At 48.5% G+C, this 23430-nt stretch carries 24 protein-coding genes; 2 read left to right on the top strand and 22 right to left on the bottom strand.

Translation table 11 applies throughout. The features are described 5' to 3' along the window. Positions 1 to 122: 122 nt before the first annotated feature. The gene (locus RF007C_RS10355; protein WP_037299628.1) at positions 123 to 926 is read right to left on the bottom strand and encodes a LytR/AlgR family response regulator transcription factor; all 804 of its coding nucleotides are present in this window, start codon (positions 924 to 926) and stop codon (positions 123 to 125) included. Continuing rightward, on the bottom strand, positions 907 to 2217 hold the full coding sequence (locus RF007C_RS16555) for a sensor histidine kinase (RefSeq protein ID WP_051456624.1): 1311 nt from the start codon (positions 2215 to 2217) through the stop codon (positions 907 to 909). Before RF007C_RS16555 ends, RF007C_RS10355 begins: the two co-directional genes overlap by 20 nt. A gap of 698 nt (positions 2218 to 2915) precedes the next feature. On the opposite strand from RF007C_RS16555, the gene RF007C_RS10345 reads away from it, so the two are divergent. After that, positions 2916 to 5705 carry a 1,4-beta-glucanase gene (locus tag RF007C_RS10345; RefSeq protein ID WP_037299625.1) on the top strand — a complete coding sequence of 930 codons (2790 nt, stop codon included), beginning with the start codon at positions 2916 to 2918 and terminating at the stop codon, positions 5703 to 5705. Between the two features lie 55 nt (positions 5706 to 5760). On the opposite strand, the gene RF007C_RS10340 is transcribed toward RF007C_RS10345, so the two are convergent. The 11 genes from RF007C_RS10340 to RF007C_RS10290 all read right to left on the bottom strand — a co-directional run bounded on the left by RF007C_RS10340 (position 5761) and on the right by RF007C_RS10290 (position 14746). Continuing rightward, on the bottom strand, positions 5761 to 6693 hold the full coding sequence (locus tag RF007C_RS10340) for a hypothetical protein (protein ID WP_037299622.1): 933 nt from the start codon (positions 6691 to 6693) through the stop codon (positions 5761 to 5763). Further along, positions 6690 to 7085 (bottom strand): hypothetical protein, encoded by a 396-nt coding sequence (locus RF007C_RS10335; protein ID WP_037299620.1) that lies wholly within the window; start codon positions 7083 to 7085, stop codon positions 6690 to 6692. The genes RF007C_RS10340 and RF007C_RS10335 overlap by 4 nt, the downstream gene beginning before the upstream one ends. Continuing rightward, positions 7082 to 7492 carry a hypothetical protein gene (locus RF007C_RS10330; RefSeq protein ID WP_037299617.1) on the bottom strand — a complete coding sequence of 137 codons (411 nt, stop codon included), beginning with the start codon at positions 7490 to 7492 and terminating at the stop codon, positions 7082 to 7084. Before RF007C_RS10330 ends, RF007C_RS10335 begins: the two co-directional genes overlap by 4 nt. Next, complete coding sequence (locus RF007C_RS10325; RefSeq protein WP_037299615.1) at positions 7492 to 7860, bottom strand: hypothetical protein; 369 nt, start codon at positions 7858 to 7860, stop codon at positions 7492 to 7494. The genes RF007C_RS10330 and RF007C_RS10325 overlap by 1 nt, the downstream gene beginning before the upstream one ends. 10 nt (positions 7861 to 7870) lie before the next feature. Next, on the bottom strand, positions 7871 to 8701 hold the full coding sequence (locus tag RF007C_RS10320) for a hypothetical protein (protein ID WP_037299612.1): 831 nt from the start codon (positions 8699 to 8701) through the stop codon (positions 7871 to 7873). Positions 8702 to 8756: 55 nt separating this feature from the next. Then, complete coding sequence (locus RF007C_RS10315; RefSeq protein WP_037299610.1) at positions 8757 to 9725, bottom strand: hypothetical protein; 969 nt, start codon at positions 9723 to 9725, stop codon at positions 8757 to 8759. 16 nt (positions 9726 to 9741) lie between these two features. Further along, positions 9742 to 10875: a hypothetical protein gene (locus RF007C_RS10310; RefSeq protein WP_037299608.1), complete on the bottom strand. Its 1134-nt coding sequence runs from the start codon at positions 10873 to 10875 to the stop codon at positions 9742 to 9744. Between the two features lie 42 nt (positions 10876 to 10917). Further along, positions 10918 to 12165, bottom strand: coding sequence for a PBSX family phage terminase large subunit (locus tag RF007C_RS10305; RefSeq protein ID WP_037299606.1), 1248 nt, complete (start codon positions 12163 to 12165; stop codon positions 10918 to 10920). Beyond that, the gene (locus tag RF007C_RS10300) at positions 12152 to 12637 is read right to left on the bottom strand and encodes a terminase small subunit (protein WP_019680266.1); all 486 of its coding nucleotides are present in this window, start codon (positions 12635 to 12637) and stop codon (positions 12152 to 12154) included. The genes RF007C_RS10305 and RF007C_RS10300 overlap by 14 nt, the downstream gene beginning before the upstream one ends. Positions 12638 to 12844: 207 nt before the next feature. Next, positions 12845 to 13708: a hypothetical protein gene (locus RF007C_RS10295; RefSeq protein ID WP_037299603.1), complete on the bottom strand. Its 864-nt coding sequence runs from the start codon at positions 13706 to 13708 to the stop codon at positions 12845 to 12847. Positions 13709 to 13825: 117 nt separating this feature from the next. Further along, complete coding sequence (locus tag RF007C_RS10290; protein WP_037299601.1) at positions 13826 to 14746, bottom strand: hypothetical protein; 921 nt, start codon at positions 14744 to 14746, stop codon at positions 13826 to 13828. 256 nt (positions 14747 to 15002) lie between these two features. Here RF007C_RS10290 and RF007C_RS16995 point away from each other — a divergent pair, with 256 nt between their 5' ends. Beyond that, on the top strand, positions 15003 to 15407 hold the full coding sequence (locus RF007C_RS16995) for a zinc-ribbon domain and TM2 domain-containing protein (RefSeq protein ID WP_019680262.1): 405 nt from the start codon (positions 15003 to 15005) through the stop codon (positions 15405 to 15407). A 34-nt stretch (positions 15408 to 15441) separates the two neighbouring features. Here the strand turns inward: RF007C_RS16995 and RF007C_RS10280 are convergent, their stop codons facing one another. The 9 genes from RF007C_RS10280 to RF007C_RS10240 all read right to left on the bottom strand — a co-directional run bounded on the left by RF007C_RS10280 (position 15442) and on the right by RF007C_RS10240 (position 23404). After that, entirely contained in the window at positions 15442 to 15861 is a 420-nt protein-coding gene (locus tag RF007C_RS10280; RefSeq protein WP_037299598.1) for a hypothetical protein, read from the bottom strand. A gap of 74 nt (positions 15862 to 15935) precedes the next feature. Beyond that, the gene (locus tag RF007C_RS10275; protein ID WP_037299595.1) at positions 15936 to 18422 is read right to left on the bottom strand and encodes a GH36-type glycosyl hydrolase domain-containing protein; all 2487 of its coding nucleotides are present in this window, start codon (positions 18420 to 18422) and stop codon (positions 15936 to 15938) included. A 146-nt stretch (positions 18423 to 18568) separates the two neighbouring features. Further along, positions 18569 to 18772: a helix-turn-helix transcriptional regulator gene (locus RF007C_RS10270; protein ID WP_019680258.1), complete on the bottom strand. Its 204-nt coding sequence runs from the start codon at positions 18770 to 18772 to the stop codon at positions 18569 to 18571. Continuing rightward, positions 18772 to 19194, bottom strand: coding sequence for a hypothetical protein (locus tag RF007C_RS10265; protein ID WP_037299593.1), 423 nt, complete (start codon positions 19192 to 19194; stop codon positions 18772 to 18774). Before RF007C_RS10265 ends, RF007C_RS10270 begins: the two co-directional genes overlap by 1 nt. Further along, complete coding sequence (locus RF007C_RS10260) at positions 19194 to 19646, bottom strand: hypothetical protein (RefSeq protein ID WP_242836298.1); 453 nt, start codon at positions 19644 to 19646, stop codon at positions 19194 to 19196. Before RF007C_RS10260 ends, RF007C_RS10265 begins: the two co-directional genes overlap by 1 nt. Positions 19647 to 19899: 253 nt before the next feature. Further along, positions 19900 to 20478 (bottom strand): hypothetical protein, encoded by a 579-nt coding sequence (locus RF007C_RS10255; RefSeq protein WP_051456623.1) that lies wholly within the window; start codon positions 20476 to 20478, stop codon positions 19900 to 19902. 42 nt (positions 20479 to 20520) lie between these two features. Beyond that, positions 20521 to 21534 carry an aldose 1-epimerase gene (locus RF007C_RS10250; protein WP_037299587.1) on the bottom strand — a complete coding sequence of 338 codons (1014 nt, stop codon included), beginning with the start codon at positions 21532 to 21534 and terminating at the stop codon, positions 20521 to 20523. A 66-nt stretch (positions 21535 to 21600) separates the two neighbouring features. Further along, positions 21601 to 22029 (bottom strand): hypothetical protein, encoded by a 429-nt coding sequence (locus RF007C_RS10245; protein ID WP_019680253.1) that lies wholly within the window; start codon positions 22027 to 22029, stop codon positions 21601 to 21603. A 7-nt stretch (positions 22030 to 22036) separates the two neighbouring features. Further along, entirely contained in the window at positions 22037 to 23404 is a 1368-nt protein-coding gene (locus RF007C_RS10240) for a citrate/2-methylcitrate synthase (RefSeq protein ID WP_037299584.1), read from the bottom strand. Positions 23405 to 23430: the final 26 nt, after the last annotated feature.

The following is a 23430-nucleotide window of genomic DNA, read 5'->3' as shown; positions in this document are numbered from 1 at the left end:
CCTTTAATAAAAAATATATCATCAAAGCAAAGTCCGAGGGTATCATCTATCCTCCGTACAGTTCCCTCAGACTCTGCACGGAGCAGAAACAATGCATCTTCGCATGAAAAATAATTCCTTTCTCAGAGTGACTTTATCCTGTCTGCCGAGTCGCTTATCTCGGCCCATGAATAATCTATCATATACTCGCCGTGGTAGGAATTCAGTGCTGCGGTATCTCCCGCAAAAAGGTCATACAGGTCGCAGTCCACAGCCTCCTTGTTTATCTGGATCTGGCGGTTCTGCTTGATTATGACGTTATTGTAGCCTGCCAATTCGAGATCCTTTATGAGATCCGAGACATACTGTGAGACCTTTTTTGAAGTCGGCCTGTCGAATTCCTCCACCTCGAGAACGTCTGCCGCAATCTCTCTGCTCGTGACGGGATAGCCGCACTGGTCAATGAGATATGCGAATATTTCCTTGGAAATGGTCCTTGAGAACTTCATTGGTATATCCTCGCTGCCGAACACGCGGAAATTCCCGAAGGTACGCACCTTGAGCTTGTTGCCGCCCTTTTTCTCGGGCTGGGGGACGTATCTGAAGTTTTCAAATTCGTTGCGTATATCCTCCTCTGTATAGGGCTTCATGATATAGCCGCTGGGACGCATTTGTATAGCTGCAAAGGCATACTCCGAATAGCTGGTGACAAAGACTATATTACACTGAGGGGAGTGCTTCTTCAGCTCTATGGCCACCTGTATGCCCGACATTTTTCCTATGCGTATATCGAGGAAGGCTGCATCAAAAGAGCTCTTGTCCTCATATTCAAGGAACTGCGAAGCCCGTCTGAAAGCAACGATCTCTGCTTCGGGTTTTATTTTCGATATAGTTTCAACAAGCATCTGAAGCGCAAATCTTTCATCATCAATTGCCAGAATTTTCATCGCCGTACTCCTTTGGTATAAGTATTATACATTCAGTGCCTTTATCGGGGGCACTGTTTATAATAAGCTCTCCGCTGCACTCGTCCTCAAGTCTTTTGCGGACATTGGCTATGCCTACATGACTTTCATCAAGCTTTGCCAGAGATTCCACATCAAAGCCTGCTCCGTCATCCATGATACTTACCTTATGGTAGTTCTCCATCTCCTCGGTGGATATGACCACCTTGCCGCTGCCGTTCTCGGAATCGTTGATACCGTGCTTCACGGCATTTTCCACCATCGGCTGTATGGTAAGGACGGGCAGCATGAACATCTCGTCCTTTATATCGAATTCAATATCAAGGTCCTCGTCGAACCTGAGCTTTTCCAGGGAGAGGTAGACCTTTGTATGCTCCAGTTCCTCCTTGATGCTGACCAGTCCCTGACGGCTGATGGCATCAACATTTTTTCTCAGGTATTTCGAAAAGTCTATGAGAGCGCTCTTTGCTCTTGAGGTATCCTTATCGCAAAGATAAATTATAGAAGTGAGGGAATTATACATGAAATGGGGCTGTATCTGAGACAGGGTAAGAAGCCTCCTGCTTCGTTCCAGCTCCAGCTCACTGGTCCTGAGCTTGATCTTGGTCTCACTCTGGTATATGGCAACAAGATAGAAGTAGAATATGATAACGTCCAGGGCAACTATCTCGTCCATAAGGTCGACTACTATGTACGCCGCTTCCAGATAACATTCCAGCAGCGTAAGGAAAACGATGAATACAACGGCTATTCCCTTGCTCATCTTCTTTGCCCGCAGGAAGCCGATAGAGTACCTCAGCAGCAGCATAAGGTAGATCATACCTACGAAATACGGCAGCAGGAACAATACTCCGTCATGATATTTCAGGTGATTGTCGTATGTGAATATTATCTTCAGGCCGCAAAGGTTCATGACCTCCGAGACTATTACAATAAATTCGGGTATGAAGAGCACGTATTTCTTCTTGACCGGAGCTATGAGCAGCAGCTCTATATAGGCTATCATGGGGAAAAGAATATGCTCCACGGCAGACCGCAGATACATGAAGCCCATAGCCGAGTCGCCCCGGTAATTCACGTTCTCGTCGAATATTACCTTTTCAAACCATTCTTTTATCTCTGTATTTACAACTATTACCGAAAGGAGCAGCACGATTATTGCGATATGTTCAGTTCCGTAGGGACGCTCCTTGCGGTTTTCGATCAGCATGATGACTATGCCGATTATCATAGCAGCCGAGATGAAATTATATTCCAGGAGATAAGAGACCATCCGAACTGCCGCCCCCCTTAAAAAAAAATATACAATGATATTATATCACATTATGCACTGTTTGTAAATAAAAAAAGACGTTTTTTTGTAAAGAATTCAGCAGGAGCTTTTTCAACACCCGTGCAAACCAACGCTGATAAGGCAATTTACAGCCTTTTTTACTTTTTTTCAAAAAAATGTGAAAAATGCTGCTTTTTTGTTGAACCGTGTGGAACAGGTTATGATATAATAATGGCGGGATATGATATGTATATATCGTGATCGTAGATCTGAGAGGAAGTCGATGCCAGGGCACGGCAGGGGGGTTACAGTCGTGGGCGTTATAGGCATACCGCCAGCTTGGCATGGGCCTCCTCTCTGCTACACCAAATGAAGATCCGCACCTTTCTCCGGCCCTTTCAACGGAAAAAGGATTTAATATTGATAATTTCTTTCAAGGGGTTGTATTTATCTTCATTGTTTATAAATTGTCTGACGCAGTCTTATTACTGCGTTCTTTTTTTATCTTACCGCAAAGGACGGAATACCGCTTAAAGAATTGTTCATTTTTGAGTTCTGCAAAATAGTATTCAGATTATATCCGATAATGTCATAACGCTGAAAATCCATTGACAACGGCATTTTCAAAATGCTAAAATGAAGCCGGAGAATAAAAATGTGGACGTTTCCAAAAATACAAACAGAAAGGAAAATCACAAATGAAAGCATTGAAAAAAACTATTGCAGGACTTTGTTCCCTCTGCATAAGCGTCGGCAGCTCATCCGTTTTAGGCACATCGGACAAGATCGTTAACGCTTCCGCAGCATCAAAGGATATATCTTCAACAATGGAATGGGACACACTGAAGATAGGCGGTGCAGGATTCGTTTCGGGCATAGTAACGGGAAAGAAGGAAATGTATCTCCGTACCGACGTAGGCGGAGCATACAGATATGATTACAGTAAAAAGAGATGGGTACAGCTCTTCGGATTCATCGATGAAGACGACAGAGGCCTTCTCAGCTGCAAGGGCATAGCAATTGATCCCAATGACGATATGACAGCTTACTTCCTCTGCGGCTGTGCATACTTCTCGAACGCAAAGACAGTGATATTCAAGACTACAGACGGCGGTAAGACATTTACCTCTGTTGATGTCACAGACCAGATACAGGTACACGGAAACGGCGACGGACGTGAGTGTATCGAGCCTATCGCAATTGACCCCGACAATACCGACACTATCTACGCAGGCGGCGACGTAACCGGCGGCAAATCAGCACTTATCAAGTCAACTGACGGCGGTAAGAGCTGGAAGCCCGTAGAAGGCTATGACGCTCTCGGTCTTTTCTCCGGCGCCCTCAAGTACCCTTCATGGACAGACCATATGGTAAGAGGCACCGAGCCCAGCAAGCTCTATAACGAGCAGAACGGTATCGGCTGTATCCATATCGAAGGCGGCAAGGTCTATGTAGGCACCTCCGTCAAGGGAGAGGCCAATATCCACGTTGCAAGCGTGAAGGACGACAAGTTCGAAGCAGTAAAGGCTCTTCCAAATACTAACTATCCCCTCTCAATAACCAGCGACCACAACGGAAATCTTTTCTTTACATATATCGGCGGTCTTGCCTTCGCAGGCGGCTCAGGCGGCGCGTACAAGTACAATATCGCGTCGGGAAAGGTTGAAAAGCTCACTGTTTCCGACAATGCCGTCGGCATGATCGAGGTTGACAAAAACGATCCCAACAAGATGTTTGCACGTACCTGCGGCGTATGGTCGGATCAGTGGTGCGGCACAGAATGGATACAGGACGATCCCAACACCCCCGAGAATGAAGGCACCATTGCCTGGGGCGATCACTTCTTCCGTTCGGCAGACGGCGGAAAGACCTGGGAGGACATAACTCCCGGTCAGGGCGAGACGGATTATTCCACAGGAACAGGCGTAAAGAAATTCAAGTCACTTCCCCTTGATACAAACGGCTATGACTGGATATACGGAAAGGCCTGCCACTGGGGAAGCGGCATCCTTATAGATCCGAGAGATCCCGAGGGCGACAGACTTCTCCTCACATCGGGCAACGGCGTTTTTGCCTGTGATAACGCATGGGCAGAAAAGGACATACAGTTCTACTTCCAGCCCGACGGCGTTGAAGAATGTGTAAGCCTTGACTTCGTAAGTACAGCAGACGGTCTTGATCTCTCCGCTATCGGCGACTACGACGGCTTCGTTCATCAGTCCGCCGACAGCATCCCACAGCAGTACAAACCCAACATGGGCTCCACCTCCGCTATCACAGTCTGCCCCCAGAATACCGATGTATGGGCAAGAACAGCCGAGGGCGACGCCAATAACAGTGGAAGCGGCTACTATACTCTCGACCGCGGCAAGACATGGAAGAACTTCAAGCCTGCCTGCACAGGCGGAAAGCTCGCCATCACAGAGCTCTCAAAGGGCAAGTACAGAATCATAAATACAAGTGCCAAGGGCGCAGCTTCCTACTCGGACGACTGGGGCGCAACATGGAAGGTCTGCGACGGAATAAAGGCCACAAAGGGCGTTTATGCTCTTGTTGATCCCGAAAATCCAAAGATAGTCTACGCAACGGGCGCTCAGTACAACGAATACTGGTCATCAGATATGTCCAAGAAGGAGCCTACCTACGACGAAGCTCACTATTCATACTTCGTCAGCGAGGACTACGGCGCAACCTTCTCGGAAACACGTATCTGCCCGTATAACTGGGAGCTTACATGGAAGTTTGAATCTACGGGCGACCTGGCATATGTCGGCAAGGGCACTGTTGCCTTTGCAGGCGCAAATCACGGTATATATCTCATCTCCGACAAGGGCAAGACAGTGGAACATCTGGAAAACGTTGATTACGCAAAGTGCATCGGCTACGGCGCTCCGGAAAAGGCAGGCGGTTCAAATACCCTGTTCATGTACGGAAGGCCCGAAAAGGACGATAAGGAAGGCATCTACCGCTCAACTGACGCAGGAAAGACATGGGTATGTATCAATACAGACCATATCTACGGCGGTACAGGCAACGGCAACTACCTTGTAGGCGATATGGACGAGTTCGGAAAGGTATATATGTCCACAGTAGGCTGCGGTATCGTATACGGAAAGCTCTCGGGCAGCGAAAAGCCTCCCGTAACAAATACCACCACAACTGTGACAAGCACCACAACCACTACTACTTCAAAGACAGCATCTTCTGCTGCAAGTACAACCACAACTTCAAATATCATTATAGAGTACAGATATCCCGGCGACGCAAACTGCGACGGCAAGGTCGATCTTGCAGACGCTATACTCATCCTTCAGGCTCTTGCAAATCCCAATAAATACGGCCTCGGCGGAACAGCTCCCGATCACCTTACTGTTCAGGGAAAGGAAAATGCAGACTGCTCCGGCGGCTCTGACGGAATGACCGCCAACGACGCACTTGCCATACAGAAATATCTCATAAAGCTTATCCCCTCTCTTCCTGAAGAATAATATATCCCCAAAAAGCAGCCATAAAGAAGCAATGTACTTCTTTATGGCTCTTTTTTTACGGCAGAGTCTTCGGGAATTTATCCGTGTACACTCCTATCTCGGTGACTATACCGCCGCTTCCGCCTCTTACCGAGACGGAACCTATACGCTCACCGCTCACGCTGCCGAAGGAGACAATATCCGAAAGATCCTCTCCCTCATAGCCGCTGTAGGAGCAGAATATCCTTTTCTGACCGCGGAAATCGTATTTGTCGCGGTATACCAGAGCTTGCTGAGGCGCGTAAAGAAAGCGCATATCCAGGTCAAAGTACTTGTGACGCACGATATTCAGTGCTGCTGCGTCGGTGTCGATAAGGTCGAATTCTCCGTAGCTGCCGCCCATATTCGCCATATGATAGCCGCTGGCAAGATGCTTGTTCACCAACTCGGTGCCCTCTGTCAGTAGACTTTTGCTGCGCAGGTCAAAGCTCTCGGGAGCTGAAGCAGGACTTATCCTGACAGTATTCGTGCCCTTTATAAAAGGGTATGTGCCGAGAAGCTTGTATGACAGATTCGATACTGCGTCCCACATGGAGGTATTCGGACGGACATAGATATAGCTGCTGTTGTCTGAATTGTCCTCATGGGTGACGTATGGCAGAGTGTAATAGCCGTCCATAAGGTCGTTGAAGGATATATTCATCTTAAATCCGGGCTCTATCTGATTCTGGGTGAGCAGGGATGTAAAGCCTCTGGAGCTCACGTTCATGAACTGCTCCCCGGCTGCCTTTTCCCAGCGTATACTGTCGATAAGGCCGTGATGGACGACCCTTCCGTCGAGGATAAGGCTTGCCTCGGCAGCTCCGCTGTATGAGCTCCTTACCGCCCTTACCTTTGCACTGAGCACGGTATAGGGAGTATACATATCCTTTTTAAAGGAGAAGTGCAGTACCTTACCGTCGACAAGAGTCTCCCCTCCTGCTGTCCTTATACTCACTGATGCCGTCATGGCGTCACCTCCCTGATAACGGGCTCGGCTGTCATCACCGTGACAGTAACGTCTGCCCATTCGCCGCCCTTGTCCTCAAGGGTATAGGACAGCATACGGCAGTCCGAAAAGCTGAGCCCCATATAATTGATCCCGAACCCCGAAGCGGAACGCACAAGGGCGTTGTACCCGAGTATGATGTCCTCGGGATCGTCGGTTATGCACACTCTCCCCGTAAAGGCAAGCCTGCTGCTGCGGAAAGCGCTGTTGGTAAGGACAGTGCCGCCGTCCGCAGTGGACTCCTCCTTCATCACTCTTGCGGCAGAGATACGGAAGCTCTCGCAGTATATGACCGTTCCACCGATATTCACGGGAAGAGCGCTGCGCTCCGTCAGAGCTGTATAGGTACTCATGATACGCTCCTTTCCGCCGAGCTGATACCGCCGGCAGAGAACTTCACTTTAAGCACCAGACGCTGTATATTACTGTCAAATCTTACATCCATACTCTTCAGGCGGCAGGTCATGCTATCCATATCCCTTATAACGGGATCTATTTTCTCATCGTAATAACCTAAGAGCTGCACCATCGAGAACTTCTCCGGAGCGGTTACGTTTATCTCTATCTCCGCACGGAATGGCACAAATACAGTGTACTGCGAGTATATGGGCGCAGTGGACTCGAATGAGCTTATCCCCACTACCGTAAAATAGCTGCTTCCCTTGCGGGCGACTGCTCTTGCATCAAAGGCGCTGTATACATGATCCACCTCCTTGTCCGCAAAAGCCGCCATTATATCGCTGATTATATCCCTTAACATCAGATCTCCTCCTCTCTGCCCGAAAAGCTGCTGAAAACAAAGTTCTTTGCAGTGAGCAGGTCGCTGCATATCTGCATATAGTCCCTGAGAAGCTCCTTTGAATACTCATAGGCTGTATTCATGGACTCCTTAAGCACCTTTCCGCCGTAGGTAACGGCTGCACGCTCTCTTGCGGCCAATATCTGCTGGAGCCTGTAATAGGCTATGGCAGCAGCAAGATAACTGAGCCTGAAATCAGTGCGGTCAGCTCCCTGACGGAGCATTATGCCTGTTTCGTACATTGCAAGGTTTATGATGCTGAAGTACTCCTCACCGTTGTGCTCTCCAGTAAAGAGCTCGAAAATATCGGTTATTTCCTGTATATCCATATCCTTCCTCCTATCTCATGGAAAAGACATCGGCGGCCTCTGCTTTTTCCTCCGCGGGAGCAAGCTGCACCTCTGTCCTGCCCTTTCCGCACTGAGCCTCAAAGGACTTGCGGAGAGCAATGAGCTGCTGAGTACCGAGAGTCTGTGCGGACAATGAGGCTATATCAGCAGCAGCCCTGCCTCCTGCAAAATAGGCAAGTCTGCGTATATCGCGGCGCAGCTCCTCATCTGCTGCTTCTGTATCCGCATCCCGCGGCTTTGAGATATCCCCCTCGCTGTATCTCTTTGTAACTCCCGCGTTGACCTGCGCGGGAACTGCCACAAAGCTCCATTCATAGGTGTCCGTGATATCGTCGAGGACGTTGTGGCAGAGCTGACCGCCGTACTTCCTGCCCTTTATGTGGGCGCAGGAAAGGGTGTTCTTATCAGCTCCGCAGACCGAACAGATACGCTTTGCCGCCGAGCAGGATATGCTGACCTCCTTTTTTATGCCGCCGTCTATCTCGGCGATGAGGTTCCTGTTATCCTCTGTGCGGACCATATATGCCATAGCCTTCAGGTACTTATAGGGAGCTCCGTATTTTGTGGTGCGTGAGCTGTCCGTGACCAGCTCGGTATCGAATATACGTGCATTCTGGTTCACAGCGGCGGCATTGTGGTCGAATATGCCGGTTTTGCCCACGAAGCTGTCCTTGAGAGCCTCAAGGGCTTTGTCGGAAAAGCGTTCGCAGTCGCGGTCGATGTCGTTATCACAGAGTATCACCGAAAAGACGTATACCTCGTCCCCGGTGAGTTTTCTTCGCGTGAACCTGTTTATCTTATCAAGAGTTATTTTATCCATGATTTCTCCTTTCGGATTATTTGCAGGGGCGTTGTTCCGCCGCCCCTACAGGATTTTAGGCGTTTTCCGCCGTAATTGTCAGAACCTTGACGGCGTCGGAGGTTATCCTTCTGAAGCCGCAGGTAATGGATACGGTCATCTGATCCAGCTGACGGTCTATGAGCTTGTCCGTCTCCATTACAAGATCTGTGCTGGTGATGAATTCCAGTGCAAAATCACGGTCTATGCCAATGATAGTGTCCTCATCGGCTGCGGAGGTCTTGACAAGCTCTGCACCGAAGGGCAGTATGAGCCTGCCGTCGGGAGTTGCCGCGCAGTCCTTCAGCTGCTCCATGGCAGCTATCTTGGAAGCAAGGGCAGGTGAAGCTATCACCGTTGTCATGTCAAAGCAGTCAAACTGTCCGTAGAGCTCAGCAAGCTCGTCATAGGTAAGAGCTGCGGCGGTTATGGGCTCGATACCATCAGCAAGGACTTCAACAGCCTTCTTTACCACTGACACTGCAAGTCTTACGCCCACGCTCCTGAGCATTACGCTGAATACGTCAAGTCTCTGCTTTCTTACAGCCTCATAGGAAGCGCTGATGAGTCTGCCGAACTTTTCGAGGACGGTAGCAGTCGTGCCCTCCCTTACAGTAGCTTCGGGAAGCTCTTCCGCCTCATCTGTGGCAGCATAGGCTGCCGAATCATCAAGGACGCAGCCAAGATACTGACTGCCGGAGCATACTGTCTTTGCCGCGCATACCGATCTGAGGACAGTCTCGTCAAAGCCCTTTCTGATGCAGCGTGTGACGAATTCGGGGAAGAGCACCGCTGTTTCCGTAGTGGAGAAGAACTTCTCCACGCAGTCGCATTCCTGACCGTTTATCCTGATATTGAAGCGCTTCAGCTGCCTCTCAAAGGCATCGAGCCTTTCAAGGGGAGTTCCCGAATATGCCGAGGAGGGATCAAGCTCCTCGAGGGCTGCTGTGAATGATTTTCCGCTGAGATTATAAAGGTTCTTTTCAAGTCTTATCTCGTTATACATAATATGTACCTCCGTATTATTCATTTTTTTCAAGGCGAAGCTCTATTTCCCTCGCCTGTGCGTTTTTGAGCCTTGCCTCTGCAAGGGCTGTTTCATCCTGTAAATTAATGTTGTCCCACTCTACCGAGCAGGAAGCCTCCGATCCTACGGAAGCAATATAGGCGTTTCCCACGTCGCATATCACAGGCGTGAGAAGTCTGCGGTAATACTCAAGCTCAGAAGTGAGTATATCCGCCTGCTGAGAGGACATTCTCTCTGTTGAGCTCCATGAAAGTCCCAGCAAAAAGGGCGGTATGGAAAGCTTTGCGATGAGCTGCTCAAGTATCTGCCTTACGGGCACATTGGTATCAAAAAGCTTGTTTTCGGCTCCGATGACCTTTATATCAACGTCTCCCACCGCTACAAAGTCCTTTACCTGTCCGTATTTTGCCGAGTTCATGCCGTCTGCCCATTCACGGGCTATCTGCTGTGCTCTCTCACGGGAATACATCATATCCCCTGCTTCTCCCGAAGGTCTGTACGTCACTGCATAGCGGACATTTCCCGCACGGTCGTAGTTCTGACCGATGCACTCGTATATCCTCATCAGTATCCCGCTGAGTGACGGAAGCCCCCGCAGCAGGGAGTTTCCTCCCGTGAGCTCTGCGTAGACTATACGCTCGGGATGCGCTATCCTGCGGCTGCTGCCGTCGGGAGCCGTTACCGTATAGCTCCTGCTGAAGGGATCAGCTCCGCTGACAACGCGCACCCTTGATATATCGCCGTTCCACAGTCCCGCTATACGCTGCTGACTGCTGTCGGCGGCTATCTCACCCACAGCACTGCCGTAGGTGAGAAGGCTGTCCAGGAAGTTATCCGCAAAACAGCCTACAGACCGCCCCGTAAGTCCTACGGGGACATTTTCCAGAAAGCTGTCCAGCTCCTGCTGAAGGCTCTCGTCGGAGCACCTTACCTTAAAGCCGCCTGTAAGTCTTATTATCTTCATTATGGCGGCATCTATGATGGGTACTGCGCTGCGGAGCCTGTCGTAAAGTGCCTTCTCACAAGGCGCTACCGAAGGGGGCAGTCCGAAGCTCATGTCACATTCACGCTGTGCGCCTATGAGCTCCGAAACAGCTTTCCGCGGTTTCTTTTTCTGAAAAAGCTTCATATATCCTCCTTTTCATTTTTTCCGAACGGTGATCGTCGTTCTTTACCTTGACACCGACAGGGCTATTACTCCGCCGGCGTCTCCGGAACAGACCATATCCGCCACAAAATAGCGCATATCGTCCATTGCGTGATCGTTTTCCTTTACGGGAGCATCTCCTCCCGACCTTTCATTCCACACATACATGGAAAACTCGCGTATTATATCCCTGCACGATTCGTGGAAACGGAGCCTGCCCTGCTTCAGAGCAGTGCTCACCCTGCGGATTCCCGATATTACATCGTTATCCGCCCTGACTACGCGGAATTTCCCGTGACGTCTTATACATTCGATAAAGCTTGCCGCCGAAGGATCAGCTATGACCTTTTCTATCCTCCTGCCGCCTGCAAGCCTTTCAAGAGCCTCATAGTGCTCCTCGTCCGTGCGTGAAACGCCCTCCCTCCGTGAATCATAGTAGTACTCGCAGAGCCTGTACCAGACTCCGCCGCTGTATCCCCATAGCCCGAAGGACGAAGGATTTACCGTGCCGTAGTCACAGGAGATGACAAAGCGCTCGCACTGAACATCGCCGCTGTATACGTGTTCCTTTTCGTTGAACATGGGATATACAGCACCCTGTGAGGCTGTCCATTTTCCCAGTATGAAGCGGTCATAAAAGGTGCCTGAATACATACGCTCATAGCGCTCCCTGACCTCCCGTGAGAGCGAGGGATTGTCCTCCATGCTGAAATGAAGATACAGTGCGTTTTTCTGCTTCAGCTTCTTTATCCATTCATTGTAAAACCAATGGGAAGGATTGTCGGGGTTGCAGTTGAACCACATTTTCGAGCCCTTTACCGAGCATCGCGCCAGAGCCTGCTCCACGAAGGAACGGGGCATAAGCGCCACCTCGTCGAACATCACACCCGATAAGGTCATACCCTGTATGAGCGCCGCAGAGCTCTCGTCCCTGCCGCCGAAAAGGTATACCCTGTTGGTGCTGCCGAGAAATGTCATATCAAAATAGTTCCTGCTGACCTTCTCTTCGATGATAAAGCCGTATTCCCTCAGAACGGGCAGCATCGGCGTTATCACGTTCCTGCGCAGGGAGGTTATGGTTTTGCCGCACATGGCAAAGGCTCCTCCCCTGAAGCATTTTCCCGCCCAGAATATAAATCCCAGCGACATAGCCAGTGTCTTTCCGCTTCGTACCGCTCCGTCGCATATTATAGCGTCACGGTCGCCGTAGCTCTGCATATTCCACCATTTCATGGCCAGAAGCTGCTTTGGTGAGAACTCAGTTATCGTCAAGGCTCTCACTCTCCCCGTCAGCTCCCAGTGCTTTTATGAGGCTTTCCGCTTTATCGCGGCCTGCGTATGCGTTTTCCAGCTCAAAGAGCTTCTCCAGCGCCTTCAGCCTGTCAAAAAGCTTTATTTCAACGCCTCCGCCCTTTATTCGTTTTATCTCGGAGACATTGAAGAGATCCAATCCCTCTATCACCTCCGCAGGCGGAAGCTCGTCTGCAAATACCAGATATACCGCATCTGTACAGCTGCCGAACGCCAGCCGCTTCAATCCTGCGGCTACGCTGCCGCTGTCTGACAGAAGCTCCCTGAGCTCCGCTATAAGGCTGCGGCATTCCTCATTCTTCAGAAGCTCTATCCCTCCGGCAAGGGCGGTCTCGCGAGGAAAACCTGCTCTTACGGCAGCCTCCTCCACGCTGCCTGATATAATATAGCTGCAGCAAAAGGAATTGAGCTTTGATCTTGGATATCTTTTCAAAAAAAGAATCCCTCCTTTCAGTCTGAACGTGATCACCGTTCATAAGTGGGCTGAAATGAGGGAAATTTCAACGGAAAACCATTGAATTTCAAAAAATATTATTTTCACTTTGTAGGAATGCACAATTTTGAACATATGTTCTTGTGGATAAAATACAAAGAGGACTGCATATGCAGTCCTCTTTGTATTTTATATAAGGATTATCGGTCAGGCTGTTTCAATATGGCTCTCGAATGTCGCCTCATCGCCTATGGCGGAAAGTGACGCCGAGATCTCAAGTATGAAATCACTGTCTATCTTGCGTACATATATAACATGGATGGGAGTATTCTTATCCTCGCCGTATACCCTTACCTTCTGGAAGATGGTGCCGCCTAAGGTCACACTCTCAGGGGTGGAAAAGGTCTGGCCAAGCAAATCGGCATACGCCATAACGTAGCTGTTTATGTAACTGCTCTCCGACATATCGCCCATTTCGGCAAAACGAAGCTTCGTATTGCAGAACTGGAAGCTTACACAGGTGGCAGTATCTGTGTTTATGAGCTCTCCGTCATCAATGAAGCACATTGCCTGCCATCTGTCCTCGGCCGCCATCATTCTCAATGCCTGTCCCCTCTGTGTGTGGATATCGTCAAATGACTTGAACTTAAGGCTGCCGTATGGTCTGAAGCTTATGCCTGCATAGGGCGATGTGTACACATCGTTCTCGATCCTTGAAGCCTTGAAGGCTGTGCCTGTAACGGGATCTACCTCAGTCTCGGGATCACTCTGAGCTGTTTCATCAGTGTAAGCAGACATATCTGCCTGTAATGAAGCATCGGTCTCAATATATACTGCCGACTCGGGAGCGGGAGCCTTATCATCAGCGACTGCCGAAGTGGTCTTGTCTTTCCCGGCTGCTTTCTTTGTTGTGGTAACAGCGCCGTCTGTGCCATTTTCCTCTGTGGTCTCAGTAACGACCGTCTTCGTAGTTTCCTCAGTTCTGATATTATCTGTATCAACTGTCTTTCCGCAGGCTGCCAGCGAGCACACCGAAGCTCCAAGCGCTATGGCGATAATTGCTTTTTTCATGTTTTCTATACTCCTTTATATATCTTTCTTCCGTTCTGTTTATATATATATGAATCAAAAAGTATTTTCAAACATATAAAAGACTGCAAAAGCAGTCTTTTATATGACTTTAGGGGGTCAGCCGATAGCTGTGAACCTTGCTTCAAAATCATCGGCAGCTGTTCCGCAAGCCTCTATCATAACGATAAAATCACTGTCTATCCTTCTTACGTAAACAGCTGAGGGCACTGAGAAGCACTTCCTTGTTACCCTGAGATACTCCTGTCCGCCCAGGGTGACTGCCTCGGGACCGCATATATCTGTGATGCCGCCGTCGGTATTCTCTTCAAAATAGCTCTGTACAAAGCCTTCTGCCGACATATTCGGAGCATCGGGGTATCTGAGCTTTGTATTATAGAACCATACCCGTACAGAGCCCTCGGCGTTGTCATAGGTCACTGAGGCATCATAAATGCCTGTAAGGTAGTACTTCTTCTCCTCGGGAGTCTTGAATCGGCAGGGCATCATATAATCGGTGTACAGACCGTCCCTGTCAAGGAACTGCGTTCCCTCGGGAGCTGTAAACCTAAAGCCTGCATATTCGGAGGTATAAACATTGCCGCTGACTGTGCCCTGTCTGAAGGCTGTGCCTGATGCTGCGTCGGTATTTTCGCCGTTTGCAGATGTGGAAGCGGGCGCAGGTGTCTCTGCCTTTGCTGTTGTGATCCTGACCTCGGCAGGCTTTGCTGCTGTGGTATTTACCGCCGCTTTTTCTGCGGGAGCTGTATTCGCTGCAGCCTTTACCTTTGAAGCTGATGTCTGATATGAAGTATCCGACAGCTTCTCTGTTTTTACTGTCTCTGCTGATGCTTTCTGTTTTGTTGTTGTAATGGCCGCAGATGTTGTCTCTATGCTCTCTGTGGTCAGAACTGTTCCGTAGGTGATGTTTGCAGCGCTTGCTGCGGGCTTTGCGGTCTGTTCTGTCATGAGTTTTCTGCCGCAGGCTGCCGATGCACAAAGCGTTGCTGAAAGTGCTACTATAAGAGCTGTCGTTTTCATTTCTGTTTTCTCCTTTATCTTATTTTCGGCTTTCGTGCCGTTCTATTAGTATATACGATGGCAGAAAGACATTTCAGACAGCTTTTTCCGGTTTTTTATAAAAATATTAAAGACGGATTTATTGTGCGAGGATTCGGGGCGTAAATATGCCGTCCTCCATGATATTCAGGATTTTTGTAAACAGCAAACTCATATGTTGACTACAGAATATATATGTGTTATAATAAGATAAATAATCTTGACAGGAGGCTTTTTTATGATATGCAACCGCTGTGGAAAAGAATTATCTGACGGTACTAATTTCTGTGATGAATGCGGCAATGATCTGCGCTTTTCACGAGATAATAATCAGAGCTACGGTCAAGATAATAATCAAAATTATTATCAGAATTACAACTATAATTATAATACAAATTACCCCAATATGGTTTCTGCCAAATCAAAGGTTGCGGCAGGTCTGTTTGGTATATTCTTAGGAGGCCTCGGTGTACATAATTTCTACCTTGGCTATACAGGAAGGGCCGTAGCCCAGCTGCTCATATCCGTGCTAAGCTGCGGATTCCTTGCAGTTGTAAGTGGTATATGGGGATTGATCGAAGGAATACTTATCCTTACAGGCAGCATCAATGTTGATGCTGATGGAAATCCTCTTCGAGATTAAAAACGGGACTGCCTCGGCAGTCCCTTGATGCTTATTATCTGTTTTTATACAAAAGCACGGCTACTACTATCAGTATTATACCCGTGACCAGAGAGCTCAATGCCAGATTCCTGCTGTTACGCTTGTATCTGTCTATATCCAGTGAGGGAAGAATGAATATCTCCGGCCTTGACGGATCAATAAGCACCTTCAGCACACTGCCTTCCTTGATATTCAGATCAAAGGCAGGTATGGTCAGATAATGCGTGCCTGAATATGCCATATTGTTATAAGTGTATAATGCTTTCGGTATAACAGCTGCACCCATGCGCCCTTCGCCGAATATCTTCAGCTCAGTTATGGTGGCTTCGCATATCCGGTTCATTCCCGCATATCTCTTATACTTTGAAAAGCAGCTGAAAGCATTAAAAAGCAGATATCCCCCTATCAGCACAAATACTGCTATCGTTACCATTACTCTTCACCCCTTTGATAATTAATACAATAAAGGCGGACTTGTTTAAAGTCCGCCTTCTTCTTTTATAAAGCTCAGCCCATTACGATCTCAACTTCGTGTATACCGCCCTCGCATACAGGGATAACGCATCCCTCTACTGCCTTGCCGTCAACTGTCATAGTCTTTACGCCCTTGCATACGTGCTCGGGATTCTTGACTGTAATGTTGAAGGTCGCGCCTCTGAACTTACGAACTGCTGTGAAGCCGTCCCACTCGTGAGGAATGGAAGGATCAACCTTCAGGCCGTCAAATACAGGCTGTACACCCAGAATGTACTGGGAAATAGCTACCATATTCCATGCAGCTGTACCTGTGAGCCATGAGTTCTTGCCCTGACCGAAGTTCTTTGCGTCCTTACCGCCGATCATCTGGCCGTATACATAAGGCTCTGTCTTGTGTATATCAGATGTCTCCTCAGTGAATGCGGGAGCTATCTTGCTGTAGTACTCAAATGCCTTGTCGCCGCGGCCTGCGTAAGCCTCAGCACAGATGATCCATGCATTGTTGTGTGTGAAGATACCTGCATTCTCCTTGTATCCGCCGGGATATGTGGAGATCTCACCGTACTGGATATAGTACTTTGTGAATGCGGGGTTATTGAGAACAAGACCGAACTCACAGTTGAGGTACTTGTCGATGGAGTTCAGTGTCTTGATGTCTGCGCCCTGATCCTTACCGATCTCGGACATAACTGCGAAGCCCTGGGGCTCGATGAAGATCTTGCCTTCCTCGCACTCCTTGGAGCCCATCTTCTCGCCGTTAGCGTCGTAAGCTCTGATGAACCAGTCTCCGTCGAATGCGGATTCCATAACGTTCTTCTTCATCTTGTCGATCTCAGCCTGAGCCTTAGCAGCTTCGTCAGCCTTGCCAAGGTGCTGTAAGATACCTACATATGCAGGACCTGTGTATGTGAAGAGTGCTGCAACGAATGCAGACTCAGCTATCTTGGAGTAGCCGCCCTCTGCCTTGAACTTGGGGTTGGTGTATGTCTGGAAGGACTCACCGGGTGTGTCTGAGAAGCATGAAAGGTTGATACAGTCGTTCCAGTCAGCTCTCATTGCAAGGGGGAGACCGTGAGGTCCGAGGTTGTTTACGATATGATAGAAGGAAACGTTGAGGTGCTCGAGCATTGTGTGCTTACCGTTCGGATCATCATCGAAAGGAACGTTAGCGTCAAGAATGCCCCAGTCGCCTGTCTCCTTGATATAAGCTGCAACAGAAAGGATCATCCAGAGCGGATCGTCCGAGAAGTCGCCGCCGATGTCTGCGTTGCCCTTCTTTGTAAGAGGCTGGTACTGGTGATAGCAGCCGCCGTCAGAAAGCTGTGTGGAGGCGATGTCGATCAGTCTCTCTCTTGCACGCTCGGGGATCTGGTGTACGAAGCCGAGGATATCCTGGTTGGAATCTCTGAAGCCCATACCACGGCCGATACCGCTCTCGAAATATGAAGCGGAACGTGAAAGGTTGAATGTTACCATACACTGATACTGGTTCCAGATATTTACCATACGGTTTACCTTGTCATCAGGTGTATTGACATTGAATATCGAAAGGAGATTCTCCCATGTTTCGCGGAGCTCTGCAAGACCTGCTGCTACCTTCTCGGGAGTGTTGTACTTCTCGATCATTGCATAAGCCTTCTCCTTGTTGAGCACCCATGTCTCTCTTGTAAGGAGGTTTGCAGGCTTTTCAGCAGCGAACTTCTTGTCCTGAGGATTCTCAGCATAGCCGAGGATATAGATAAGTGTCTTGGACTCGCCGGGAGCCAGTGTTACCTTCTTGTAGTGTGAAGCAACAGGTGACCAGCCGTCTGCAAATGAGTTAGAGGGCTTGTCAGCCTTAACTGTTGCAGGGTTGTCCCAGCCGTTATAGATGCTTCCGAGGAAGGAATCACGGTCTGTATCGTAGCCGTCGATAGTATCGTTTACTGTATAGAAAGCGTAGTGATTACGTCTGTCTCTGTACTCTGTTACGTGGTAGATAGTAGAGTCTTCGATCTCAACACGGCCTGTGGAGAAGTTTCTCTGGAAATTTGTGCAGTCGTCCTGAGCGTCCCAGAGACACCATTCAGCAATAGAGAAGATAGAGAAGCTCTTTGCTTCCTTGCTGTCGTTTGTAAGAACTACCTGCTGTACTTCGCCGTCGTAGTTCTGAGGAACAAAGAATGTTACCTCAGCCTTGAGGCCGTTCTTCTTACCTGTGATAACGGTATAGCCCATACCGTGACGGCACTCGTACTCGTCGAGCTCTGTCTTTACAGGTGACCAGCCGGGATTCCAGACAGTACCGTTGTCGTTGATATAGAAATAACGTCCGCCCATATCGATAGGCACGTTGTTATAGCGGTAACGTGTGATACGTCTGAGGCGAGCGTCCTTGTAGAAACAGTAGCCGCCTGCCGTATTGGAAATAAGTGAGAAAAAGCCCTGATTACCGAGGTAGTTTATCCACGGATAGGGAGTTTTCGGGGAATTGATAACATATTCCTTTTTAGCGTCGTCAAAAAATCCGAACTTCATAATTATACTCCTTTATTTTTGGTGACAAAGCGGGGAAAAACCCACATTTGTATTATTATATCACATATTTGATTATAATACAATAGATTATCCCAAAATTGCGGTGTATTTTTTTCTGACCATTTTTTGTGCACTTTGCCTTACGCTCATTCCTCAAATGAGAAAAGTTCCTCAACTGTGGTGTGGAACACTGCCGCTATATCCATTGCAAGCTTCAGCGAAGGATTATAAAGTCCCTTTTCAAGGCGTATTATGGTCTCGCGGCGGACTCCCACCAGCTCAGCCAGCTCCCCCTGCTTCATATCATGCTTTGCGCGGTATTCTTTCAGTTTTGTTTTCAGCTCGGGCATTATTCTTCCTCCGTATCCTTGGCGGTCGGAGCATCAAATAACATGAACAGCAGGCTCCTCAGTGCTATTGCTCCCATGACCGTTATCCAGCAGAAGTCAGAACATATGAGACCTTTGAACAGATAGTCGTTTACAAAAACTGCTCCGAAAAGCACAGTCAGCACGATAAACAGGGTTATTCTGTTGGCTTTTGCAAGATTGTACTGCACCATTTCGTCCTTTTTCTCCAGTCTGAAGAAGCGTGCCTGAAAGAAAAGCTGCAGCACAGCAAATATCGCCATGCCTATGAGAATTGAAAGCTTGTCGCCGTATGCCTTGCCCTGTATTGCGCGGAACACATATATTATTACAGGTACAGAGGCTGTGACGAATATCAGCGTATGAAAATTGCTGTATGAAAACTTTTTCTTTGTCTTTTCCATTATTCTTCCTCCCCAGCATCGGTGCGGTCAAGCAGCACGAAGAAAAGGCTCCTCAGACCTGCTGCCAGCAGGCATACTCCGAAGAACAGGACTGCTGCATTCGAGCTGTCAATGATGAAGCTTCCATTAGTACAGGCAAATACCAACTCTATCACACCGCCGATGACAATAAGTGCGCCTGCCGCCATTCTGCCTGCCTTATACAGTATCTGATGTGCAAGCTCGTCCGCCTGCTGTATCGAACTTCCCTTTATCCTGCCGAAAAACCTGACCATAAGTATTACCTCGATAACAGCGGCTGCAATTAAAAACACCAAAAGAGGCACAAAATTCTTTTTGTTTATCATAGCCATGCCCAGAAAGGTGAATGCCGCCATCAGATAGCCTGCGGCTGCAAATTTATGATAGCTGTGGAGCTCCATATCGTGCTTTTTATCTTTGTTGTCTGCCATAAAAAAACTTCTTATACTCATTATTGTTCCTTTCCGTCATTCACTGACGCTTTTTATTGTGTGATGTATTCATCACTTTCTGTGACAATTATATCACCTATGCAAGCTGCTGTCAACAGAAAAAGTGACAAATCTATCACTTTTGTAACAGTGCACAAATCTCAGATCCTGTATCTGTGTACTGTGATGCATTTGTCACATACCTGGACATAAAAAAGGGCGGATATTATCCGCCCTGTGAATCCGTTATTACTCAGTCTCCGTGGGTATAGGTGCCGAGGATATGGCCGTAGGATATGATATTCCCACCGTCGCCGTCAAGCTCTTTCATGAAATCGTACATCTTTTCATTTGAAGCGTCAAAACCTCCCTTTATCCTTTCGGGAGCCTGCTTCATAGCAAACACATATACCTCATAGTTGTGAGTACCGCTTGGCGGATAAGGTCCCTTGTATTCATTTTCGGGAGCCCAGCCTGCGGGAAGCTCCGTTTCGCCTTCACTCACGGATTTCCAGTGGAGCCAGTTGCCTGCGGTGGTATCCACCATGAATATGGCATAACAGCCTGCCCCCTCAACGGGTGCCCATGAGAGCTGAGGAGAGCGATTCGAGCCGTTGGCAGTCTTTGTGATGACTGTATCCCATACTCCGTCGTGCAGATCGGAAGAACTGAGTTCAAATTCCTTGAAATCGCTGAAATCGAATACATAGCTGAATGTGTCGCTGACTGCTGATGAGATACTTTCCTGCTTATCCGCCTGCTGCGAACAGGCTGTCCCAATGTATAGCATAAATGCCGAGCATAACAATGCGGCTGGTCTCTTAATATCCATAGTTCATCTCCTGCCGTAAAAAACGGAGTATCGGTTTTCTTATCAGAGCTTTGTGAAGAATCTTTCGTGTGTCTCGAATACGTCCCCGGGCTTTACCTCGCGGTAGCCTGTAACATCTGCGGGAAGGCTGAGATTTGGTGCATCTATCATAGCCGTCATTGGCTCGGGACAGAAGTAGTGATTGAAGCCGCGGTCGTTCCAGATTATCCAGAAGCCGTACTCCTCTGATACCTCGTAGCAGAGCTTCTTGCCGCTGGCGATATCCTCGGCGATGACGCCGTGGAACTTCTCGCCGTCAAGATCGGCATACTCGGCAAAGTACATCTCGTTGTCCACCACCTGCAATACAGGCTTCTTTACACCGTTCTTATACTCCAGATCGTGCATGGTGGGAACTTTGAGATTCTCGGTAGGCAGACAACGCTCGTTGAGCTCGCAGCGCTTGCCTATTGGTACTGTAAGACGTATATCCTCTTCCTTTGCGCCGTCTACGAAAGGCGAATTAATTGTAGTATGTGAAGCCAGCGACATGGGAAGCACCTTCATGCCGTCGGTATTTATAAAGCGTATATTCTGCTCCATGCCCTGCTCAGACAGAGTGAATGTGTACTCTGCCGTGAATCTTACGGGAAGATACTTGAAGAATTCGTCCTTCTCGTCATATACGTAGCGTGTCTTTACCCATGCGCAGTTGTCGTCTGCCTTGTATTCCACTACTTCATGGGCTCTTTTATGGAGAAAACCGTGAATGTGATTGTTATAGGGAGCCTTTTCATTTACGGGAAGCTGATATACCGCGTCAGAGGTCTTCAATATGCCGTCTGCAAAGCGGTTGGGCAGGTAAAGTGTGGGAAGTCCCCATACCTCTGCGGACTGCTTTATTGTATCGGCTGTGTTGTCCTCGCTGAAGCGGAAGAACTCCAGACCGTTGACATTATCGCGGAGACGGATAACGTTGGAGCCTATCTCGTTAGCTACCCATGCCTCATAGCCTCCTGCGCAGAGCTTTACGCAGGTAGTTCCCTTCCATTCAAATAATTCTGCTGTGTTTGCCATTTTGATCACATTCCTTTTTTATGTTTTATCGAAAAGCCGTCAGTACCGGCGGCATATCCACTTTTATCAGTTCTTTTTCCCGCGCAGGGCACGTACTGTCGCCGCTGCCAGACGGAACACCACCGCCCAGACAAAGCCTGCTGTCAATATCATCAGCATGAACGCAAATCCTATGCCGCCCAGGTATACGTCTCTGCTGAAGAATACAGAGGTATCCCCCATATACAGTAAGAAATACAGCAGTACCGTTATCAGGGCATAGGCGGTAAGATATACGGGAGCCGTCCACAGAGGAGGCTTTCCGTCGGAGAACTTCTTTTCTGCTCTGAACATGAATATCGGAAGCAGGAACAGAGCAACTGCCTCTGCCGCCATTACTGCCAGTGCTGCTTTGCTCTCCTGAAAGGCTACGTCCAGAAAGGCACAGACAAGGTATATGGCCAGCGGCCAGAGCGTTCCCATGATAAGCGCATTTTTCAGTATCTTCTTTTTCATGGCAGCATCAGTCCATTCTGTTCTCCATGTCGGTATACTCACGCATGGGCGATATTGCCTTATATGCGGGACGGATTATCTTGTTGGAGTTTATGAGCTCCTCTATCCTGTGTGCCGACCAGCCCGATATTCTCGAGGTGGCGAAAAGCGGAGTGAAAAGCTCGTCGGGTATGCCCAGCATACGGTATACGAAACCGCTGTAAAAGTCAACGTTGGCACATACGCCCTTGTATATACGGCGCTCCTCGGCTATTACCTCGGGGGCAAGGCGCTCTACCAGCGAATACAGTGCAAATTCCTCATGTCTGCCTTTTTCAGAGCTGAGAGACTCAACAAAGCCCTTGAACACCTTTGCTCTGGGATCGGACTGCGAATATACGGCGTGTCCCATACCATAGATGAGGCCTGCCTTGTCAAAGGCCTCCTTGTGAAGGAGCCTGCGGAGGTAGTTCTTTACCTCCTCCTCGTCTGTCCAGTCCTTAACGTTCTGCTTCATATCATCGAACATCATGGCTACCTTGATATTGGCGCCGCCGTGCTTTGGTCCCTTCAGTGAACCTAAAGCGGCCGCTATGGCAGAATAGGTGTCGGTGCCCGAAGAGGATACTACATGGACCGTAAAGGTTGAGTTGTTTCCGCCGCCGTGCTCTGCATGGAGCACCAGTGCAAGATCAAGTATACGCGCCTCAAGCTCGGTATACCTTCCGTCCTCACGAAGCATATAAAGTATATTTTCGGCAATGGACAGATCCGGCTTGGGACTGTGTATGAACAGATCACCACCCAGTCTCGCATAACGGTACGCATGATAAGCGTATACCGACAGAACGGGAAACATGGTTATAAGCTCCACGCTCTGACGAAGTACGTTGGGTATGGATATATCGTTTGCCTTGTCGTCGTATGAATATAACGCAAGAACGCTCTTTGCAAGAGTGTTCATCATATTGTCCGTGGGAGCCTTCATTATAACGTCCCTCATGAAATTCGAGGGTATCTCGCGAAAATCAGCGAGAAGTTTCCTGAAGCTCGTCAGTTCGTGTTCGGAAGGCATTTTTCCGAAAAGAAGAAGGTATACGGTCTCTTCAAAGCCGAATCGCTTTTCCTTTATGAAACCTGCAACGATATCTTCGACATCAATTCCTCTGTAATAAAGCTTCCCGTCGCCGTGATTTGGCATACCGTCGCCTGTTTCCAGCACTTTGATGGTACTTATATTGGTAAGGCCTGCCACTACGCCGTTTCCGTTAATGTCTCTGAGTCCGCGTTTTACGTCATACTGAGTGTACAGTTCGGGATCTATCCTGTATCCTTCAAGAGACATTTCAGCAAGATGTGATATTTCAGGTGTTATTTCAGAAAATTTGTATCTCATATCGTCATCCCTTTCTTTTTACAGTT

The sequence above is a fragment of the Ruminococcus flavefaciens 007c genome (assembly GCF_000571935.1).
Lineage (GTDB): Bacteria > Bacillota > Clostridia > Oscillospirales > Ruminococcaceae > Ruminococcus > Ruminococcus flavefaciens_F.
Note: the sequence above shows the minus strand (reverse complement) of the source record. Positions and strands in the feature narration are given on the sequence as shown.

Bases quoted from the DNA above. Each gene is read 5' to 3' on its own strand.
- RF007C_RS10345 (WP_037299625.1), top strand. From the start codon at position 2,916: ATGAAAGCATTGAAAAAAACTATTGCAGGACTTTGTTCCCTCTGCATA.
- RF007C_RS10295 (WP_037299603.1), bottom strand. From the start codon at position 13,708: ATGAAAAAAGCAATTATCGCCATAGCGCTTGGAGCTTCGGTGTGCTCG.
- RF007C_RS10270 (WP_019680258.1), bottom strand. From the start codon at position 18,772: ATGCCCGAGCTGAAAACAAAACTGAAAGAATACCGCGCAAAGCATGAT.
- RF007C_RS10335 (WP_037299620.1), bottom strand. From the start codon at position 7,085: ATGAGTACCTATACAGCTCTGACGGAGCGCAGCGCTCTTCCCGTGAAT.
- RF007C_RS10260 (WP_242836298.1), bottom strand. From the start codon at position 19,646: ATGGCAGACAACAAAGATAAAAAGCACGATATGGAGCTCCACAGCTAT.
- RF007C_RS10330 (WP_037299617.1), bottom strand. From the start codon at position 7,492: ATGTTAAGGGATATAATCAGCGATATAATGGCGGCTTTTGCGGACAAG.
- RF007C_RS10245 (WP_019680253.1), bottom strand. From the start codon at position 22,029: ATGAAAAAGAAGATACTGAAAAATGCGCTTATCATGGGAACGCTCTGG.
- RF007C_RS10290 (WP_037299601.1), bottom strand. From the start codon at position 14,746: ATGAAAACGACAGCTCTTATAGTAGCACTTTCAGCAACGCTTTGTGCA.
- RF007C_RS10240 (WP_037299584.1), bottom strand. From the start codon at position 23,404: ATGAGATACAAATTTTCTGAAATAACACCTGAAATATCACATCTTGCT.
- RF007C_RS16995 (WP_019680262.1), top strand. From the start codon at position 15,003: ATGATATGCAACCGCTGTGGAAAAGAATTATCTGACGGTACTAATTTC.
- RF007C_RS10280 (WP_037299598.1), bottom strand. From the start codon at position 15,861: ATGGTAACGATAGCAGTATTTGTGCTGATAGGGGGATATCTGCTTTTT.
- RF007C_RS16555 (WP_051456624.1), bottom strand. From the start codon at position 2,217: ATGGTCTCTTATCTCCTGGAATATAATTTCATCTCGGCTGCTATGATA.
- RF007C_RS10320 (WP_037299612.1), bottom strand. From the start codon at position 8,701: ATGGATAAAATAACTCTTGATAAGATAAACAGGTTCACGCGAAGAAAA.
- RF007C_RS10315 (WP_037299610.1), bottom strand. From the start codon at position 9,725: ATGTATAACGAGATAAGACTTGAAAAGAACCTTTATAATCTCAGCGGA.
- RF007C_RS10310 (WP_037299608.1), bottom strand. From the start codon at position 10,875: ATGAAGCTTTTTCAGAAAAAGAAACCGCGGAAAGCTGTTTCGGAGCTC.
- RF007C_RS10250 (WP_037299587.1), bottom strand. From the start codon at position 21,534: ATGGCAAACACAGCAGAATTATTTGAATGGAAGGGAACTACCTGCGTA.
- RF007C_RS10325 (WP_037299615.1), bottom strand. From the start codon at position 7,860: ATGGATATACAGGAAATAACCGATATTTTCGAGCTCTTTACTGGAGAG.
- RF007C_RS10265 (WP_037299593.1), bottom strand. From the start codon at position 19,194: ATGGAAAAGACAAAGAAAAAGTTTTCATACAGCAATTTTCATACGCTG.
- RF007C_RS10340 (WP_037299622.1), bottom strand. From the start codon at position 6,693: ATGACGGCATCAGTGAGTATAAGGACAGCAGGAGGGGAGACTCTTGTC.
- RF007C_RS10355 (WP_037299628.1), bottom strand. From the start codon at position 926: ATGAAAATTCTGGCAATTGATGATGAAAGATTTGCGCTTCAGATGCTT.
- RF007C_RS10275 (WP_037299595.1), bottom strand. From the start codon at position 18,422: ATGAAGTTCGGATTTTTTGACGACGCTAAAAAGGAATATGTTATCAAT.
- RF007C_RS10255 (WP_051456623.1), bottom strand. From the start codon at position 20,478: ATGGATATTAAGAGACCAGCCGCATTGTTATGCTCGGCATTTATGCTA.